Genomic DNA, 17041 nt, shown 5'->3' with positions numbered 1-17041 from the left:
CCGGTCAGCCCCTGAGCCGTTCGATCAAGAGCTTGTGCACGAGATCCGGGACGAGTCCCGACACATCGCCGCCGTAGCGGGCGATCTCCTTCACTCGGGACGAGGACAGGAACGAGTATTCCGGATTGGTCGGCATGAAGAGCGTCTCGACACCGGACAGCCGGTAGTTGAGCTGCGCCATCTGCAGCTCGTAGTCGAAGTCGCTGACCACGCGGATGCCCTTGACGATCGCGGGGATGTCGTTCTGGCGGCAGAAGTCCACGAGCAGCCCGTGGAACTTCTCGACCCTGACGTTGGGGTACTCCTTCGTCACCGTCTGAAGGATGTCGATGCGCTCCTCGACCGTGAACAGGCTCTTCTTCTCGACGTTGATCAGAACGGCGACCGTCACCTCGTCATACAGCCGGGCTGACCGGCCGATGATGTCGAGGTGTCCGTTGGTGATGGGGTCGAACGACCCCGGGCACACTACGCGGCGCACATCGCCTCCCACGTTTACGGGTTCCCGGCGGCGCGACCGTACCAAACGGCCGCTTCGCCGTAACGACGGACCCTCTCCTCTTCGTAGCCCGGGGGCCACACCAGGTCCTTCCCCCTGCTCTCGCGTTCCACCGCGACGAGCGCGTCGGGCGCGAGCCACCCGTTGTCGCGCAGCGACTCCAGGACCCTCGTGACGTCCTCGTCGGTCACCGCGTAGGGCGGATCGGCGAACACGATGTCGTACGGCTCTCCCGGTTTGGCCAGCAGCCGTTCCACCCTGTCGGCCACCACCGTGGCCGTCTCGAAACCCAGGTCCTTGACGTTGGCCTTGATCGTCCTGACCGCCCGCGCGTCCGCCTCGACCAGCAGCGCGTGGGCCGCGCCCCTCGACAGCGCCTCGAGCCCGACCGCACCCGAACCGGCGTACAGGTCGATCACGCGCGCGCCCTCGATGCCGTGCAGCGAGTCGAGGGTCGAGAAAACCCCTTCTCTCGCCCTGTCGCTGGTAGGCCGCGTCGTCCGGCCCGGCGGCACCGCCAATCGCCTGCCACCCACGCTTCCCGCGATGATCCGCGTCATGCCGCCCATTCTTCCGCATGTCCACGCAGGTCAAGAGTGGACAAGTGTCTGCCTCGATCACGCAAGGGTCGTAGCCATGCCCTCCGGTGCCCAGCATGATGATGACTGCGACCTTCGAGGTGACCCACATGAAGGTCGACCGGCGTGATCGTGAGCCCTTCCGCACGCCGGTTCCCTCGGCACCTGACCCGAGGGTGGGCCCAGCCGGGGACGGCATTCGGGGGGAGGCCGTCCCCGGCGCTGGGCGACTTTGGGGGTCATCGTGTACGGCGACGCCGGGCCACGGCCACCGTGGTCACCGGTCACCGTCCTTCCTTCACGCCACTCCGGCTCACCGGCGCGCCGCCGCGCTCGCCGACCGCCTTCTTCGGCTCCCGCCTTCGAGCGGCTCGGCCCGCCTCCCCTGGATCTCGTGCTCGGTCGTCAGGTCTTCTCCAGGTAGTCGGCCTTCTCGTCGCCCAGCAGCCGGTCGATCTCCGCGCGCAGCCCCTCGTGGGACGACAGCGAGGGGTCGGCCGCCAGCAGCGCGGCCGCCTCCTCCCTGGCCGAGACGATCACGTCCTCGTCCCTGAGCAGCTGCAGCATCTTCAGCGACGACCGCTTGCCCGACTGCGCCGCGCCCAGCACGTCGCCCTCCCGCCGCTGCTCCAGGTCGACGCGCGACAGCTCGAACCCGTCGAGCGTCGAGGCCACCGCCTCGAGGCGCTCCCGCGCGGGCGTGCCCGCCGCGAACTCCGTCACGAGCAGGCACAGCCCCGGCAGCCCGCCTCGCCCGACGCGGCCCCTGAGCTGGTGGAGCTGGGAGACTCCGAACCTGTCGGCGTCCATGATGATCATGACGGAGGAGTTGGGGACGTCGACGCCGACCTCGATCACCGTCGTCGCCACCAGGACGTCGACCTCACCGCGCGAGAAGGCCCGCATGATCGCGTCCTTCTCCTCGGGCGGGAGCTTGCCGTGCAGCACCTCGACCCGCAGGCCGCGGAGCGGCCCCGAGGCGAGCATCTCGGCCACCTCCAGCACCGCGAGCGGCGGACGCTTGTCGTCGTCGGAGGCGGTCAGGTCGCCCTCGTCGCCCTCCAGCTCGCCGATGCGCGGGCACACGATGTAGGCCTGGCGGCCCAGGCCCACCTCCTCGCGCACGCGCTCCCACGTGCGCTCCAGGTAGTGGGGCTTCTCGGCGGCGGGAACGACGTGGGAGGTGATCGGCGCGCGGCCGGACGGCAGCTGCGAGAGCGTCGAGACCTCCAGGTCGCCGAAGACCGTCATGGCGACCGTGCGCGGGATCGGGGTGGCCGTCATGACCAGCACGTGGGGCCTGCCGCCCGCGACCTTCTCGCGCAGCGCGTCACGCTGCTCGACGCCGAACCTGTGCTGCTCGTCGACGACGACCAGGCCGAGGTCGGCGAACTGCACGTGCTCCTGGAGCAGGGCGTGGGTGCCGACCACGATGCCGGCCGTACCCGAGGCGGCGTCGAGGAGGGCGGCGCGGCGCGCGGCCGTGCCCATGGAGCCGGTGAGCAGCCCCACGGCGGTGCCGCCGAACATGCCGCCCGCCGCCAGGTCGCCCAGCATCGCGGTGATCGATCGGTGGTGCTGCTGGGCCAGGACCTCGGTGGGCGCGAGCAGCACCGCCTGGCCGCCCGCGTCGACGACCTGCAGCATCGCGCGCAGCGCCACGACCGTCTTGCCCGCACCGACCTCGCCCTGCAGCAGCCGATGCATCGGGTGCGCCAGGGACAGGTCGGCGGCGATCTCCTCGCCGACCGCCGCCTGCCCCTCCGTCAGCGAGAACGGCAGCCGCTCGTCGAAGGCCGCCAGCAGGCCGTCCGCCATCGGAGGACGGGCCTTGGCCGGCCACGCGACCGCCGCCTGCCTGCGCTGGAGCAGGACGGACTGCAGCACGAACGCCTCGTCGAACTTCAGCCGCTTCTGGGCCCGCACCACGTCGCCGAAGTCCTTCGGCCGGTGGATCGAAACCAGCGCGTCGGCCAGGTCGGGCAGCTTGTGCCTGCGGCGCAGCTCCAGCGGCAGCGGGTCGTCGAGCGGGCCCAGCGTGTCGAGGATGACTCCCACCGCCCTGCGGATCGCCCACGGCGTGACGTCCTTGCCCGCTGGATAGATCGGCACAGGCGCGGCGGCGAACTCCTCCGCGCTCTCCTCGCCCTCGTCCTCGAACAGCTCGAACTCGGGGTGGCTGAGCTGCCAGCGCGGGGTGCCGCGGGCGCCGAACAGGCCGACCTTGCCGGCGAACATGCCGCGCCGCCCCGTCTTCAGCCGCGACTCGGCCACGTGGGAGCCCTTGCCGAAGAACGACAGGTAGATCTTCTTGCCGGTGCCGTCGACGACCTCGACCTCGAGCCAGGTGCCGCCCCTGTTGCGCATCGGCTTGCGCATCAGCCGCGTGACCTCGCCGACCACGGTGACGTGCTCGTCGACCTCCAGCGCGTCGAGCGAGGTGAGCTCGCCCCGCTCGGCGTAACGGCGCGGGTAGTGGCGCAGCAGGTCGCCGACCGTCTCCAGCTCCAGGACGCTCTGCAGCAGCTTGGCGGTCTTGGGATCGAGCGCCTTGGACAGCGGCTCGTCGAATCGACTCACGTCAACCAGTTCTACCGCCTGCGACCGACAGGAATCACTCGACACCGATGAGCAGCGGGTAACCGCCCTGCTCTCCCTCGTAGACGACGACCTCCACGTCGGGCCTCGTCCGTGCCAGGAACTCCGTCACGGCCTGCGCGAGCCTTTCAGGCGCGCCGGTCCCCGTGACCAGCGTGACCAGCTCGCCGCCGCCCGCCACCATCCTGTCGACGATCAGCACCGCGACCTCGGGCAGCGTGTCGCCGATGACGGCGACGTCGCCGTCGATCATGCCGAGCACGTCACCTGGCCTGCTCAGTCCCGCGCTGGTGAGCACCTGCCTGTCGGCGACGGTCACGTGCCCGTAGCGGGTGTGCCCCGCCGCGTCCGTCATGGCCACCACGTCGTCGTCGAAACGGCGCAGCGGATCGTGGACGGCCAGCGCCGCGAGACCCTGCACGGTCGCCTTGGTCGGCAGCACGCTGACGACAACGCCGTCCTCGCGCGCGATCTCCGCCGCCGCGACGGCGACCGCGCGGACGCCCTCGTCGTTCGGCAGGACAGCCACCTCGCTGCCCGACTCGCGGATCGCCGCCAGCATCGCGGGCAGGGAGGGGCTCGAGCCGGGCTCCCGCCGTACGACGACGGCCCCGCACTCCTCGAACAGCGCCGCGATCCCGTCGCCCGCGGCCACCGCCACCACTCCCCTGCCGCCTGCCGCCCGGTGCGTGCGGGCGGGCGCGGCCAGGTAGGTGACCCTGATCCGGTGCGGCCTGCCCACACGCAGCGCCGCCTCGATCGCCTGACCCGCCTCGTCGACGTGGACGTGCACGTTCCAGAGCCCGTCGCCGCCGACCACCACCAGCGAGTCGCCGAGCGTGTCCAGCTCGGCGCGCAGCTTGCCGACCGCCTCGTCCTCGGCGTCGAGCAGGTACATCACCTCGTAGCCTGCGCCTGACTCGGTCATCGGCGCGACCCGCCTGCTCGGCGCAGGAACGTCGTAACGCTGGGTGTAGGAGTCGGTGACGACCTCGGCGAGCGCCTCCATGATGATCGCCACGCCCGCGCCGCCCGCGTCGACCACCCCGCTGCGGGCCAGCACGTCCAGCTGGTCGGGAGTACGGCGCAGCGCCGCCCTCGCCTCCGCGGCCGCCTCGCGCGCGGTCGCGTCGAGATCGCCTTCGCCGGCGCCCGCGGCGACCGCCTCCAGCACGCTCAGCACGGTCCCCTCGACCGGCCTGGCCACCGCGCCCCTGGCCAGCAGGGCGGCCTTCGCGAGCCCCTCCCTCAGGTCGGTGGCGGTGCCTTCGCGCTCCTTCAGCACCTCGGCCATGCCCCTGAGCGCCTGGCTGACGATCACGCCCGAGTTGCCCCTCGCGCCGACCAGCGCGCCGTACGCCAGGGTCTGCCACACCACGGCCGCCCCCACGTCCTCCGGCAGCGCCTCGACCGCCTCGGCCGCCGAGATCATGGTGAGGTGCAGGTTGGTGCCCGTGTCGCCGTCGGCCACAGGGAAGACGTTGAGCGCGTCGATGTCCGCCCTCGCCGTCCCCAGCGCGTCGGCGGCCAGCCTGACCCAGCGGCGTACCGCGGGCGGGTCGAGAACCTCCATATGTGCTCCCTCGCAGCCCCGATGCGCTAGCGTTTCTTGCGGAGAATATCCCCAACATCCACTTGCCGCCGCGCGAGTTCGCGGTCAGGGGTGCGGATCGGATATCCTCGTCTGGCTGGCCGGTTGTCCCCGGCATGCCCTCCGCCCGAAACACCAATGCGGATTGGGCTTATCGACTGAAAAGGAGCGATACCGTGGCTTCCGTCTGCGATGTCTGCCGCAAGGGCCCGACCTTTGGTAACAACGTGTCCCACTCCCACCGTCGCACCCGTCGTCGTTGGAACCCCAACATCCAGACGGTTCGCGCGGTCGTGGGCGGTACGCCGAAGAAGCTGAACGTGTGCACCTCGTGCATCAAGGCCGGCAAGGTCGCCCGCTAGTCTTCACGACTTTCCGAAAGCCCGGCGCTCGGTTGAGCGCCGGGCTTTCGGCGTTCCCGGGATCATCGGGCTACGTTCCGGTGTGCGTCGGAGTCCATCCGCTGGCGCCCGATCGCGTCGCCGAGCCAAGGCCGGGCTGGTCGTCACCGCACGACTACTGGAGGAGCCCGGTGAGTACTGGAGGAGCCCGGCGAGGGGCGGAAGCGGCAGCACGCCTGCCTCCCGGCCCGCGAGAGAGGCTGAGCCGAGGTCCGGAGGGGCCAGAAGGCTCAGGAGCGCCACATCCACGCGTGGTCGACGGGGCCGATGCCGTCGCCCAGAGGGAAGCCGCGGCCGATCGCGCCCGTGACGTACTCCTTGGCCCTGCCCACCGCCGTCGGCACGTCGTCGCCGTACGCGAGGCGGGAGGCGATGGCCGAGGCGAGCGTGCAGCCCGTGCCGTGAGTGTGCCTGTTGTCCAGCCGCCGCGCGGTGAAACGGTACTCCTCGGTGCCGTCGGTCAGCAGGTCGACGGGTTCGCCAGGCAGGTGTCCGCCCTTGATGAGCGCCCACGTGGGGCCGAGCTCCAGGATGGAGTCGGCGGCGCGGCGCAGGCCGCTCTCGTCCTCCACCTTGACCGAGGTGAGCTGCTCGACCTCCCACAGGTTCGGCGTGACCACCGTGGCGATCGGCAGCAGCCGCGTCTTGAGCGTGCCGACCGCCTCAGGAGCGAGCAGCGAGTCGCCGTGCTTGGAGACCCCGACGGGGTCGACGACGACGGGCGCCCCCGCAGCGGCGAGCGCCTCGGACACCGTCTCGACCAGGATCGGCGATGCGAGCATGCCGGTCTTGATGGCCTGCGCGCCGATGTCGCTCAGCACCGAGTCGAGCTGGGCGCGCACCGCCTCGGGCGGCAGCTCCCAGTACCCCTGGACGCCCATGGAGTTCTGAGCGGTCACGGCGGCGATGACGCTCATGCCGTGGACGCCGAGCGCCAGCATCGTCTTGAGATCCGCCTGGATGCCAGCGCCGCCGCCGGAGTCGGATCCGGCGACGGTGAGTACGCGAGGAGGGGTCATGCCGTCCATCCAACCACTCAGCCGACCGTGCACTCCCCGCCGACCAGGCCACAGGACTCGGGGTTGTCAGGGCGGCCCAGCGCGGTGAAGGTGACCTGCACGGACTCGCCCGCCGCCAGCGTCGTGCCGGGCTGGATGACCAGCAGGCCGCCGTCCTGCATCCACTGCGCGCCCTGCACCGCGGAGACGGTGCCGACCACGGGGACGCTGACGGTCCAGTCGGTCAGCGCTCGGGCCGACTCGTTCACGACCTGCAGCTCGGCGGTGTAACCGGCCAGGCGCTGCCTGACGACGTCGAAGGTGACGTTCACCGCGGCGCCGCCGCTGCCGGTCGAGCCTGAGCCGGATCCGGTGCCGGAGGTGGAGCTGGTGACGGGGTCGGGGACACCCGGCTGGCCGGTGGCGTCCGCCTCCTGCATGTTGGAGGGGTCGGCCGACGGCGTGGGCTCCTCGGTGGGATCGCCGTCCTCGATGACCGGCGGCTTGGTGGGCCGGGTCGTCGGCCGCGGCGTGGTGGTACGGCGGGGCTCCCGCTCGGCGGCGGTGGCCGTCGGTCGGGGCCGGGAGACGACCTTGGTGGCCGACGGCTCCTCGGACGGCTCCTCGGTGGGCTCCGCGACGGCGCCGTCGTCGGTGGCCGGCTCGCTCACCTCGACGCCCGGTTCGGGTTCGGCGGTCTCGGAGACGGATGGAGCGGGCTTGCTGGACGACACCGCGCCGGCCTTGGGCGCCTCGCCGGAAGAGCTCACCATCCGCACGCCGACGACGGTGCCGCCGAGCACGATGGCGACGGCCGCGACCGACAGCAGCGCGATCTTGCCGCGCCCCTTCTGCCCCGGCTCGCGGGTCTCGGCGTCGGGACGGCGCCTGCCGCGTCGCCTGCGCGACGACTTGTCCTCGGGATCGTCGTCCCAGCCGGCGTTGTCGTCCCCCCATCCGGCCGAGCCGAGGAAGGCCGTCTCGTTGGGTTCTGGGGCCTCTTCCCATGCGGCCACGGGCTGCCTGGGCGGCCCTGTGGCCACGAGCCGGTCGTTGGGCGAGCTGTGGACGGCCGTCGGCGCCATCGCGGGCCCGGCCGCATCGTCGAAGCCCTGCCCGCCGTACGGCGTCCCGCCGGAGGGCGGCTCGCCTGTCCCTGACCCGCCGAAGGCGGCGTCGCCGTAGCCCTGATGTCCTGGGCCGCGCCCCGCGGCGGGCTCTCCGAAGCCGGGATCGCCGAACGCCGCGCCACCGTGACCCGGATCGCCGAACGCCGCGCCGCCGTGACCCGGATCGCCGAAGGCCGAGCCGTGGCCGGGATCGCCGAGCGCCGGGCCACCGTGGCCGGAGCCGGCGAAGGCCGAGCCGCTGTGGCCAGGGTGGCGAAAGCCGTGGTCGCCGAACGCGGCGTCGTCATAGTCCCCGTCGTCGAAACCGCGACGCCCCTCGAAGCCCCGGCCACCGGTGCCCCGGTCGTCGAAGGGCGAGGGTCCGCCGGCCGAAGGGCCGCCGCCGAAGGCGGACACGGGACCGCCGAAAGCGTCATGAGCCGACATGGGTCCCGTGGCCGGTCCGCCAGGGACGTCGGGCTGCTGCGGCGGCATGGCCCACTCCCCCGTCGAGGGGCCCGCCTGGAACTGCTGGTCGATCTGGTCGGGCGGCGCGGGCCACCCTGCCTGATCGGCCACAGGCGCCATGAAGGCCCCCGTGGCGATGGGGTCGTCGAAGGAGCGAAAGTCCGCCTCCCGGGGGTCTTCCGAGTCGCGTCCCCCCTGGTTCCACGCGTTCTCTGGTTCGCCGGTGCCGTGGCGGGCCATGTCTGCCCTTCCTGCCGGATACATGGGCCGCCCATCTTAATAACATCTTTAATACGCGTTTGTCACAACTTTCCCGGGGGTATCTTCTCGGAACGGCTCTTTCACGCTCTGAAGTGGTCCCATCCACCGGGCCCTGTCGCGCGCCCGCTGACCTTGACATTCGCCCCGTCGCTCACCCGCCCGACGACGGTCCAGTGGGGCGGCAGCCGTACCTCTGGCGGGTAGATCGCCGCCAGTGCGTGATCTTCGCCACCCGTGAGAATCCAGTCGAGCGGATCGGTCCCGAGCTCCTTGGCGGCGGCCGCCACCGGTTCTCCGACGGGGAAGGCGGCGGGATCCAGCGAGATGCCCACTCCGCTCGCCTCGGCCACGTGCCCGAGGTCCTGAAGCAGCCCGTCGCTGACGTCCAGCATCGCCGTGGCGCCCAGGCGCGCCGCCTCAGGCCCCTGCCCGTACGGCGGCCGCGGCCTCCTGTGCGCCTCGACGGCCTCCAGGAGCGGCCCGTCGGCTGGAACGATCCCGGCACCCAGGAGGGCGAGCCCGGCCGCCGCGTAGCCCAGCCGTCCCGCGTAGGCGACCACGTGGCCGGGACGCGCCCCCGAACGGGTGACGGGCGCGTGCCCAGCGAGATCGCCGAGGGCCGTCACACCGATCACCACGAGCTCGGAGCCGGCGATGTCACCGCCGGCCACGCTTGCCCCGACCAGCGCGCACTCGTCCCTGAATCCGTCGGCGAGCCCGTCGACCCACTCCACGGGAACGTCAGCCGGCATGCCGAGCCCCACCACGAGCGTGGTCGGAATCGCCCCCATCGCGGCGATATCGGAAAGATTCTGTGCTGCAGCCTTCCTACCTACGTCATAGGCGCTGGACCAATCGCGACGAAAGTGCCTACCCTCGATCAACAAGTCCGTTGTCACCACGACGCGCCCGTCGGGCGCTTTCACCACTGCGGCGTCGTCACCGGGACCGAGGAGCACACTCTCGCCCTGTGGCAGGCGCCGCGCAATGCGCGCTACAACTCCGAACTCGCCGAGATCTCCGACTGTGATGACGCACCTCCTGCTCATGAGAGACATTCCCGCCAAACCGCCAGCCACCGTATGGCATGAATACAAACCCACATTTCTCATGAGGTGGCACACAGGGTACGGTGGCCCTTCGGCGCTGATCCAATCGCCCGGGAGGACGTAATGGTGCAGGCGTACATCCTTATCCAGACCGAGGTCGGCAAGGCCGCCGCGGTGGCCCGTGAGATCTCCGGCATCACCGGGGTCACCCAGGCCGAGGACGTGACGGGGCCCTACGACGTGATCGTGCGCGCCGAGGCCCGCAACGTGGACGAACTCGGCAAGCTGGTCGTCGCGCAGATCCAGGCCGTGGAAGGCATAACGCGTACGCTGACGTGCCCTATTGTCCATATATGAAACGAGGCGTTGCCATCCTGGCGCTGTTCCTCCTCGCCGGGTGCGGCGGCGCCGTGCAGGTCGAACCGCCCGTCCCCGAGGGGGAGGCCGTCGCGGCGTGCACGAAGCTCTCGGGCCTGCTGCCGCAGAAGGTCGACGGCGCGGGCCGCATGGCGTCCACGCCCGAATCGCCGTACGTCGCGGTGTGGGGGTCGGCGGAGATCGCGCTGCGGTGCGGGGTGCCCCGGCCCGCGAGGATGGCGGCCACCGACCAGCTGGCTGAGCTCGATGGGGTCGGCTGGTTCGCCGACCCCTCTGCGCCGACCCTGTTCACGGCGGTGACGGACACGGCCTACGTCGAGGTGACGATCGCGAAGACGCACGAGGCGACCAGCGTGCTGATCGACCTGGCCGAGCCGATCAAGAAGGCCACCGGCTGACTCGTCAGGGCCGCCCACTCCTCGGGGACCGGCCGGCGGTCGTACGACGCGCGGGTGACGCGCCGTACGGCTCAGCGGAGGCCGGCGCGGCGACTGAGCGCGAGCTGGATGAGGCGCTCCACCAGCTGCGCGTAGCTGAGCCCCGTGGCCGCCCACAGCTGCGGCGCCACCGACAGCGACGTGAAGCCCGGCATCGTGTTGATCTCGTTGAGGATCAGCCGCCCGTCGGGCGTGTAGAAGAAGTCGACCCGCGACAGCCCCTCGCAGCCCAGCGCCTCGAAGGCCCGCACCGCCATCGCGCGCAGTTCCTCGGTCTTGTCGGCAGGGATGTCGGCCGGCACGGCCAGCGACATCTGGTCCGGATAGTACTTCGCCTCGAAGTCGAAGAACTCCTGGCCGCCCTCCACGAGCACCTCGCCCGGCACGGAGGCGGCAGGCGGCTCGTCGCCGAGCGACTCCAGCACCGCGCACTCGATCTCGCGCCCCACGATCGCCGCCTCGACCAGGATCTTCGGGTCGTGCGCCTGGGCGACCTCGATGGCCGCCTCCAGCGACGCCAGGTCGTGCGCCTTGGAGATGCCCTGACTCGACCCCGCTCGAGCCGGCTTGACGAACACGGGCCAGCCGAGCTCCTCGACCTCCTTGACCACGCGGTCCCTGTCGAGTCGCCAGTCGCGCTCGCGCACCACCACGTAGCGGCCGATGGGCAGCCCGGCGGAGGCGAGGATGGTCTTCATGTAACCCTTGTCCATGCCGACCGCGCTGGCCAGCACGCCGGAGCCGACGTAACGCACTCCCGCCATCTCCAGCAGCCCCTGGATCGTGCCGTCCTCGGCGAAGGGGCCGTGCATGACGGGGAAGACCACGTCGACCGAGCCCAGCTCGACGGGGATGCTGCCCTGCTCGTAGGCGACCAGCGCCGCCTCGCCGGACGGCAGGGCGAGCTCGGCGCCCGAGGTGTCGACGACGGGCAGCTTGCCGTCCTCGATCGCGAACTGCTGGTCGCTCGCCGCGAGCACCCACCGGCCGTCCTGGGCGATCCCGATGGGGATCACCTCGTACTTGGACCTGTCGATCACCTCGAGCACGCTGCCCGCCCCCATGAGGGAGACGGCGTGCTCAGAGTTGCGACCACCGAAAACGACCGCGACGCGTGGCTTGCTCATGTCGCCCGAATCTACCCTGCTTGGGAGTCAAGGGCTCGTGTCACGTCCGCGACCAGATCCTCGACGTCCTCGAGCCCGATCGTGAAGCGGACCGCGGCCCCTCGCCTGACGGCCGTCGTGCTGTTGCCGATCAGCCTCAGCGACTTGACGAGGTCGTCGGCGTCTCCGCGTGGCGTGATGCTCACGCGCGAACCGAACCGCGTGCCCTCGGGGCCGGAGTCGAACAGCAGGCGTCCCAGCCGGTGTCCCGGATGGTGGGGAAGGCCCGGGTAGCCGACGGCCGCGACGGCGGGATGCTTGGCCACGGCGGCGACGAACTCCATGGCGGTCGCGCACCTGCGCCTGACCCGCAGCGTGAGCGTCTCCAGCGCCCCGAGCAACGCGCGCTCGTCGGCGGCAGAGAGCGGCGCGCCGAGGTCGTCGGTGAGCCTGTGCATGAGGTCGTGCCGGCCGACGACGACACCGCCGTCACGATCGCCGAGGAGCGGGGCGGTCGAGTGGAGGACCAAATCGGCGCCGTGTTCGAGCGGGCGGCAGACGACGGGTGTGGCCAGCGTGGAGTCGACCACGAGCATCGCCCCCGCCTCCCTGGCCAGGCGGTACAGCCCGCGCAGGTCGGCCACGGCGGTGTCCGACAGCGTCTCCACGTAGATGATCTTCGTGTTGCCGCGGATCGCCTGCCGTACGGAGGACAGCTCGCCTGTGTCGACGAAGTCGGCGCTCACGCCGAACCTGCCGAGCACGTTGGCGATCACGCCGGCCCCCGGAGCGGGGGCGATCACGTGCGCGCCGCCGCGCAGGAACGTCAGCAGGACGGCGGCCAGGGCCGCGTCGCCCGTGGCGAAGGCCCTGCCCGCCACGTTCTCTGGTGCGGCCGCGCCCTCGAGGGCCGCCACCGCCGCGGCGTATCCTCCCTCGGCGGGCGCGCGGACGCACCGGGTGTTCTCTCTCACACGCCGTATCTCTCCGGCTTGGGGGTGCGCGACATGAGCAGCACCCCTGCTTCCTCGGGAGTCATGCCGTCGTGGACGACGCCCACCACCACCTCGGTGATCGGCATCTCCACGTCGTGCTTTCTGGCCAGCTCGAGCACCGACTCGCAGGACTTGACGCCCTCGGCCGTCTGCTTGGTGACCGCGACGACCTCGGCCAGCGTCATGCCCTTGCCCAGGTTCTCGCCGAAGGTGCGATTGCGCGACAGCGGCGAGGTGCAGGTGGCGACCAGGTCGCCCATCCCGGCCAGGCCCGCGAAGGTGTGCGGGTCGGCGCCGAGCGCCGCGCCCAGACGGGAGATCTCGGCGAGGCCGCGGGTCATCAGCATGGCGCCGACGTTGTCGCCCATGCCCATGCCCGCCGCCACCCCCACCGCCAGCGCGATCACGTTCTTGACCGCGCCGCCCAGCTCGACGCCCACGACGTCGGGGTTGGTGTAGGGACGGAACCACGGCGGCACGTGGCAGGCCTCCTGCAGGCGTTCGAGGGTCCGCTCGTCCGGGCAGGCCACGACCGTCGCCGCGGGCTGACCCCTGACGATCTCACCGACCAGGTTGGGACCTGACACGACCGCGACCCGCTCCTGCGGCACCTCGGCCACCTCGCAGATGACCTCGCTCATCCGCTTGGTCGTGCCGAGCTCGATGCCCTTCATGAGGCTGACCAGCACGGCCTCTTCGGGCAGGTACGGCTTCCACAGGGTGAGGTTCTGCCTGAGCGTCTGCGAAGGGACGCCGAGGACCACGAAGTCCGCGCCGTCGAGCGCCTTCGCCGGGTCGGTCGTCGCGCGCAACGTCTCCGGCAGCAGGATGCCGGGCAGGTAGTCGGGGTTCTCGTGGCGGCTGTCGATCGCCTCGACGATCTCGGCCCTGCGGCCCCACAACGTGGTGCGCACCCCGGCCCGCGCCAGGATCATGGCGAACGTGGTGCCCCACGAACCGGTGCCGAACACGGCGGCCTTGGTCATCCGCTTCACCGCCTCGCCGGGTCGTAAGGGGTCTCAGGAGCTTTCTCTCCCCTGATTTCCGCGAGCTGAACGGTGATCGCGGCCATGATGTCGGCGGTCGCCTCGTGCAGCACCGGCCCTCGCAACGGCTGCCCCTTGTATTTCGACAGGTCGACGGGTGGTCCGACCCTCACGGAGAACGTCTTGCGAGGAAAGAGTCTCGGCTTCTTTTCCCCGTAGGGCAACAGTTCGTGCGCGCCCCAGTGCGCCACGGGGATCACCGTCGCGCCCGTCTGCAGCGCCAGCCGGGCCGCGCCCGTCTTGCCGACCATGGGCCACAGGCCGGGATCGCGCGTGACGGTGCCCTCGGGATAGAACAGGATCACGCCTCCGTCGCGCAGCCGCTGCTCGGAGATCTCCAGCGACCTGGCCGCCTCACTGGTGCCCCTGTCCACGGGGATCGCCAGCAGCGAGCGCACCGCGACCTTCAGCAGTGGGACCCTGAACAGGGCGGCTTTGGCGAGAATGATCGGCCAGCGGCCGTTGTTGTAGAGGAAGTGCGACAGCAGGACAGGATCGGTCCATGACAGATGGTTGGTCGCGATGATGATGCCGCCGGTCTTGGGGATCAGCTCGCCCTTGCGCCAGTCCTTCTTGACAAGCAGCCACGAGAGCGGCTTCACGATCACGACGGCGAACGTCTCCCAGAAGCGCGATGGTCGGCCGGGGCGGCTCATGAACTCCTCCAAGAGAGACGGCATGCGCCCCAAGTCTCCCGGTTGGCCGCGCGGGATGTCGAGACGAGATGCTTAAGCCTATGAGCATCCGCTGGTCACTCGTCATCCCGGTGAAGACGCTGGTAGCGGCCAAGACCCGGCTGGCCGCGGCGACGGGACCGCACAGGACCGCCCTGGCGGTCGCGGTGGCCGGTGACACGCTCTCCGCGGCGCTGGCGAGCGCCCCTGTGGCCCGGGTCATCGTGGTCACGGCCGACCCCGCGGCCGCGGGACCCCTCGCCGAGCTGGGAGCCGTGGTCGTCCCCGATCCTGACCGGGGTCTCAACACCGCGCTCCGCGCGGGGGCCGCCCATGCCGTACGGCTGGCTCCCGGCGACGCGATCGGCGCGCTCCAGGCCGACCTGCCCGCGCTGCGCGCCGCCGAGCTGGCCACGGTGCTGGAGGCGGCGGCCGAGTTCGACCAGTCGTTCGTCCCCGACGCGCTCGACATCGGCACGACCTTCTACGGCGTACGGCCCGGCCTGCCGTTCACCCCTCGGTTCGGCGGCGAGTCGAGGGCGAGACATCTGGCCGGCGGCGCCAAGGAGCTGACCCTGGAGGGGATCGAGTCGGTCAGGCGCGACGTGGACACCCCTGACGACCTGCGGGCGGCCATCGCGCTGGGGCTCGGCCCGCGCACCGCCGAGGTGGTCAGGCGGCTTCGACTCTCAGACGCCTGATCCACGGCGACACGACGACCGGCAGGTGGGCCGCGGCCGAGCCGAGGCAGGCCACCCAGAGGAGCGGGCCCACGCTCACCTGCTCGGCCAGCAGTCCGCCGAGGACGCCGCCGACCGGCATCGCGCTCCACATGAGGAAGCGCATGCTGGCGTTCATCCTGCCGCGCAGGTGGTCGGGGGTGACGGCCTGGCGGTAGCTGCCCTGGGCGACGTTGAAGACGACCGAGGCGGCCGTCAGCAGGCACAGGCCGAGCGGGTAGAGCAGCACGCGCCACCCCTCGGCGGCGAACCCGCCGATCAGCGGGAACAGCCCGGCCAGGAGCGCGCCGCCGTACATGGCGCCGCCGTTGCCGTACCTGTCGACGATCTTCGGGGCGAACGCGCCGCCCAGCACGCCGCCCACACCCATGGCCGAGACGATCAGGCCGTAGACCCCCGCGCCCAGGCCGAGCTCCCGTACCAGGAACAGCGGCTGGACGATGGCCCACAGGCCGTTGGTCAGCATGTTCAGCGCGCCCACCAGGGCGACGCGGCGCAGCACGCGGTGCCCGAGCACGTACCTCAGCCCCTCGGCGACCTCGGTTCTGAGACTCCCTCGCCGCTCCTGGGGTGCCGCGCTCTCCTCGGCCCCGATCGTCGACAGGATCAGTGCCGAGCAGGCGTAGGAGATCGCGTCGGCCAGCAGCGCCAAGGGCGCGGTGAGCACCTGCACCAGCCATCCGCCGAGCCCTGGGCCGGCCAGCCACGCGCTGCTGCGCAGCGTCTCCAGCGTGCCGATCCCTCTGGACAGGTCGTCCGTGCGCACGATCGACGGCAGGAGGCTCATGTGCGCGACGTCGAAGAAGACCGTTCCGATCCCGATGACCAGCGCGACCACGTACAGCTGGACGAGCGTCAGCACGCCCGCGAAGGCGGCCAGCGGAACGCTGAGCAGCGCCAGCGCCCGTACGGCGTCGGCCGCGACCAGGATCGGGCGGCGGCGCATCCGGTCGGCCCACACCCCGGCGGGCAGGCCGATCACCAGGAAGGCCGCCATCTCCGCCGCGGTGAGCAGGCCGAGCTGGAACGGGCCCGCGTTCAGCACGAGCAGGGCGGTGAGCGGTAACGCCACCAGCGTCACCTGGGTGCCGAACTGGCTGAGGACGTCAGCGCCTACCAAGCGCTGGAAGGCGGAGTTACGCCACACGTTTTGCTCGACGGGCACGAATCGTGATCCTGACCGGATCCCTTCACGAGGGTCAAACCATTTACTCTGGGCTCGTGCAGGCGACCGTGCGGAGTTTCGATCCGGCGACCCGTTCGGGGTCGGTGTTCCTCGACGACGGAAGCGTGCTGGAGTTCGGCACCAGGGCGTTCGACGCGGGGCCGCTCCGGCTGCTGCGTTCGGGGCAGCGGGTCAATCTCGTCGTTTCCGGAGGCGAGATCACCTACGTGACGCTGTCGACATTCCCCGTGCCCGGCTGAGCCGGCCGCCGTGCCCAATACGACCCGCCGTCCCAATGAAAAACGCCCGGACCCCCTCATCGGGTGTCCGGGCGCTCCACACTGACTTACTTCTTCTTGGCGGCCTTCTTGCCCCCGGCGTTGACCAGCTCCTTGAAGTCCGAGCCTGGACGGAACTTCGGCCCCCAGCTTTCGGCGACCTTGATCTCCGCGCCGGTCGACGGGTTCCTGGCCGTGCGCTGCGGCTTGTGGACCATCTCGAACGCGCCGAAGCCCGTGATCGAGACCTTGTCGCCGCTGGCGACGGCCTTCTGAATGGCTTCGAGAATCGCGTTCACGGCCTCCGTGGCCGTCTTCTTGTCGCCCACCCGGTCCGCGATGGCGTCGACGAGTTCCCGCTTGTTCATGTAGGTTTCGCTCCCCCTGTTACGGCTCGGGGTTCCAGCAGACGAGTCCAACGGTCGAGAAACCCCTTACGGGTTGAATCTAAAGGGGGATTGCGAAGGAACTCAATCACCGGACGCGTTTTTTTGGGCACCCGGCGTGTCGGATTCGCTGTTCAGGTCGGCCAAGAAGGCCTCCATCCGGATCGCCGCACGGTCCGGATCACGCTTTGCGAGATCACAGATCGCCAGATATCGGCGCGCGAACCGCTCCCTGTCGGCGGCGGGAAGCATGCGGACGCGGCGGTGGGGTTCTCGCAACCCCC

The 17041-nt window shown here is 70.8% G+C and carries 19 protein-coding genes; 5 read left to right on the top strand and 14 right to left on the bottom strand.

Translation table 11 applies throughout. The features are described from left to right. Positions 1-4 precede the first annotated feature (4 nt). The 4 genes from coaD to AC3EO4_RS40440 form a co-directional block, all read right to left on the bottom strand. Positions 5-481, bottom strand: coding sequence for a pantetheine-phosphate adenylyltransferase (gene coaD, locus AC3EO4_RS40455; protein WP_379576051.1), 477 nt, complete (start codon positions 479-481; stop codon positions 5-7). 14 nt (positions 482-495) lie between these two features. Beyond that, entirely contained in the window at positions 496-1059 is a 564-nt protein-coding gene (gene rsmD / locus AC3EO4_RS40450) for a 16S rRNA (guanine(966)-N(2))-methyltransferase RsmD (RefSeq protein WP_379576052.1), read from the bottom strand. Between the two features lie 423 nt (positions 1060-1482). Further along, positions 1483-3657, bottom strand: a complete 2175-nt coding sequence (gene recG / locus AC3EO4_RS40445) for an ATP-dependent DNA helicase RecG (protein WP_431900757.1) — start codon at positions 3655-3657, stop codon at positions 1483-1485. Between the two features lie 34 nt (positions 3658-3691). Then, positions 3692-5248, bottom strand: a complete 1557-nt coding sequence (locus tag AC3EO4_RS40440; protein WP_431900754.1) for a DAK2 domain-containing protein — start codon at positions 5246-5248, stop codon at positions 3692-3694. 194 nt (positions 5249-5442) lie between these two features. Between AC3EO4_RS40440 and rpmB the strand changes: the two genes are divergently transcribed. Then, positions 5443-5628: a 50S ribosomal protein L28 gene (gene rpmB, locus AC3EO4_RS40435; RefSeq protein ID WP_354909561.1), complete on the top strand. Its 186-nt coding sequence runs from the start codon at positions 5443-5445 to the stop codon at positions 5626-5628. Positions 5629-5897: 269 nt separating this feature from the next. Here the strand turns inward: rpmB and thiD are convergent, their stop codons facing one another. From thiD to AC3EO4_RS40420, 3 genes are all read right to left on the bottom strand, one after another. Then, the gene (gene thiD, locus AC3EO4_RS40430) at positions 5898-6686 is read right to left on the bottom strand and encodes a bifunctional hydroxymethylpyrimidine kinase/phosphomethylpyrimidine kinase (protein WP_379576055.1); all 789 of its coding nucleotides are present in this window, start codon (positions 6684-6686) and stop codon (positions 5898-5900) included. 17 nt (positions 6687-6703) lie between these two features. Next, a complete protein-coding gene (locus AC3EO4_RS40425) occupies positions 6704-8482 on the bottom strand; it encodes a hypothetical protein (RefSeq protein WP_431900751.1) in 1779 nt (592 codons plus the stop codon). A 101-nt stretch (positions 8483-8583) separates the two neighbouring features. Next, positions 8584-9552 carry a thiamine-phosphate kinase gene (locus tag AC3EO4_RS40420; protein ID WP_379576057.1) on the bottom strand — a complete coding sequence of 323 codons (969 nt, stop codon included), beginning with the start codon at positions 9550-9552 and terminating at the stop codon, positions 8584-8586. 123 nt (positions 9553-9675) lie between these two features. Between AC3EO4_RS40420 and AC3EO4_RS40415 the strand changes: the two genes are divergently transcribed. Next, positions 9676-9909, top strand: a complete 234-nt coding sequence (locus AC3EO4_RS40415) for an Lrp/AsnC family transcriptional regulator (protein ID WP_354909576.1) — start codon at positions 9676-9678, stop codon at positions 9907-9909. Then, entirely contained in the window at positions 9906-10328 is a 423-nt protein-coding gene (locus AC3EO4_RS40410; protein ID WP_379576058.1) for a DUF3515 family protein, read from the top strand. The genes AC3EO4_RS40415 and AC3EO4_RS40410 overlap by 4 nt, the downstream gene beginning before the upstream one ends. A 71-nt stretch (positions 10329-10399) precedes the next feature. Here AC3EO4_RS40410 and AC3EO4_RS40405 read toward each other — a convergent pair whose 3' ends face one another. Genes AC3EO4_RS40405 through AC3EO4_RS40390 form a run of 4 tightly spaced genes read right to left on the bottom strand, consistent with a single transcriptional unit; the run spans position 10400 to position 14194 of the window. Continuing rightward, complete coding sequence (locus AC3EO4_RS40405) at positions 10400-11494, bottom strand: D-alanine--D-alanine ligase family protein (RefSeq protein ID WP_379576059.1); 1095 nt, start codon at positions 11492-11494, stop codon at positions 10400-10402. Between the two features lie 11 nt (positions 11495-11505). Beyond that, positions 11506-12447, bottom strand: coding sequence for a PLP-dependent transferase (locus AC3EO4_RS40400; RefSeq protein WP_379576060.1), 942 nt, complete (start codon positions 12445-12447; stop codon positions 11506-11508). Then, positions 12444-13454, bottom strand: coding sequence for an NAD(P)H-dependent glycerol-3-phosphate dehydrogenase (locus AC3EO4_RS40395; protein ID WP_379576061.1), 1011 nt, complete (start codon positions 13452-13454; stop codon positions 12444-12446). The genes AC3EO4_RS40400 and AC3EO4_RS40395 overlap by 4 nt, the downstream gene beginning before the upstream one ends. A 5-nt stretch (positions 13455-13459) precedes the next feature. After that, positions 13460-14194, bottom strand: a complete 735-nt coding sequence (locus AC3EO4_RS40390) for a lysophospholipid acyltransferase family protein (protein WP_431900745.1) — start codon at positions 14192-14194, stop codon at positions 13460-13462. 56 nt (positions 14195-14250) lie between these two features. Between AC3EO4_RS40390 and cofC the strand changes: the two genes are divergently transcribed. After that, positions 14251-14889, top strand: coding sequence for a 2-phospho-L-lactate guanylyltransferase (gene cofC, locus AC3EO4_RS40385; protein ID WP_379576063.1), 639 nt, complete (start codon positions 14251-14253; stop codon positions 14887-14889). On the opposite strand, the gene AC3EO4_RS40380 is transcribed toward cofC, so the two are convergent. Then, on the bottom strand, positions 14861-16093 hold the full coding sequence (locus AC3EO4_RS40380; RefSeq protein ID WP_431900744.1) for an MFS transporter: 1233 nt from the start codon (positions 16091-16093) through the stop codon (positions 14861-14863). The genes cofC and AC3EO4_RS40380 overlap by 29 nt on opposite strands. Positions 16094-16149: 56 nt before the next feature. Here AC3EO4_RS40380 and AC3EO4_RS40375 point away from each other — a divergent pair, with 56 nt between their 5' ends. Next, on the top strand, positions 16150-16353 hold the full coding sequence (locus tag AC3EO4_RS40375; protein WP_379576065.1) for a hypothetical protein: 204 nt from the start codon (positions 16150-16152) through the stop codon (positions 16351-16353). 86 nt (positions 16354-16439) lie between these two features. On the opposite strand, the gene AC3EO4_RS40370 is transcribed toward AC3EO4_RS40375, so the two are convergent. Continuing rightward, positions 16440-16739: an HU family DNA-binding protein gene (locus AC3EO4_RS40370; protein WP_358126422.1), complete on the bottom strand. Its 300-nt coding sequence runs from the start codon at positions 16737-16739 to the stop codon at positions 16440-16442. A 102-nt stretch (positions 16740-16841) separates the two neighbouring features. After that, positions 16842-17041: SCO5555 family protein (locus tag AC3EO4_RS40365; RefSeq protein ID WP_431900741.1), on the bottom strand; the 200-nt coding region annotated here is incomplete at its 5' end.

The sequence above is a fragment of the Nonomuraea sp. bgisy101 genome (assembly GCF_057708945.1).
Note: the sequence above shows the minus strand (reverse complement) of the source record. Positions and strands in the feature narration are given on the sequence as shown.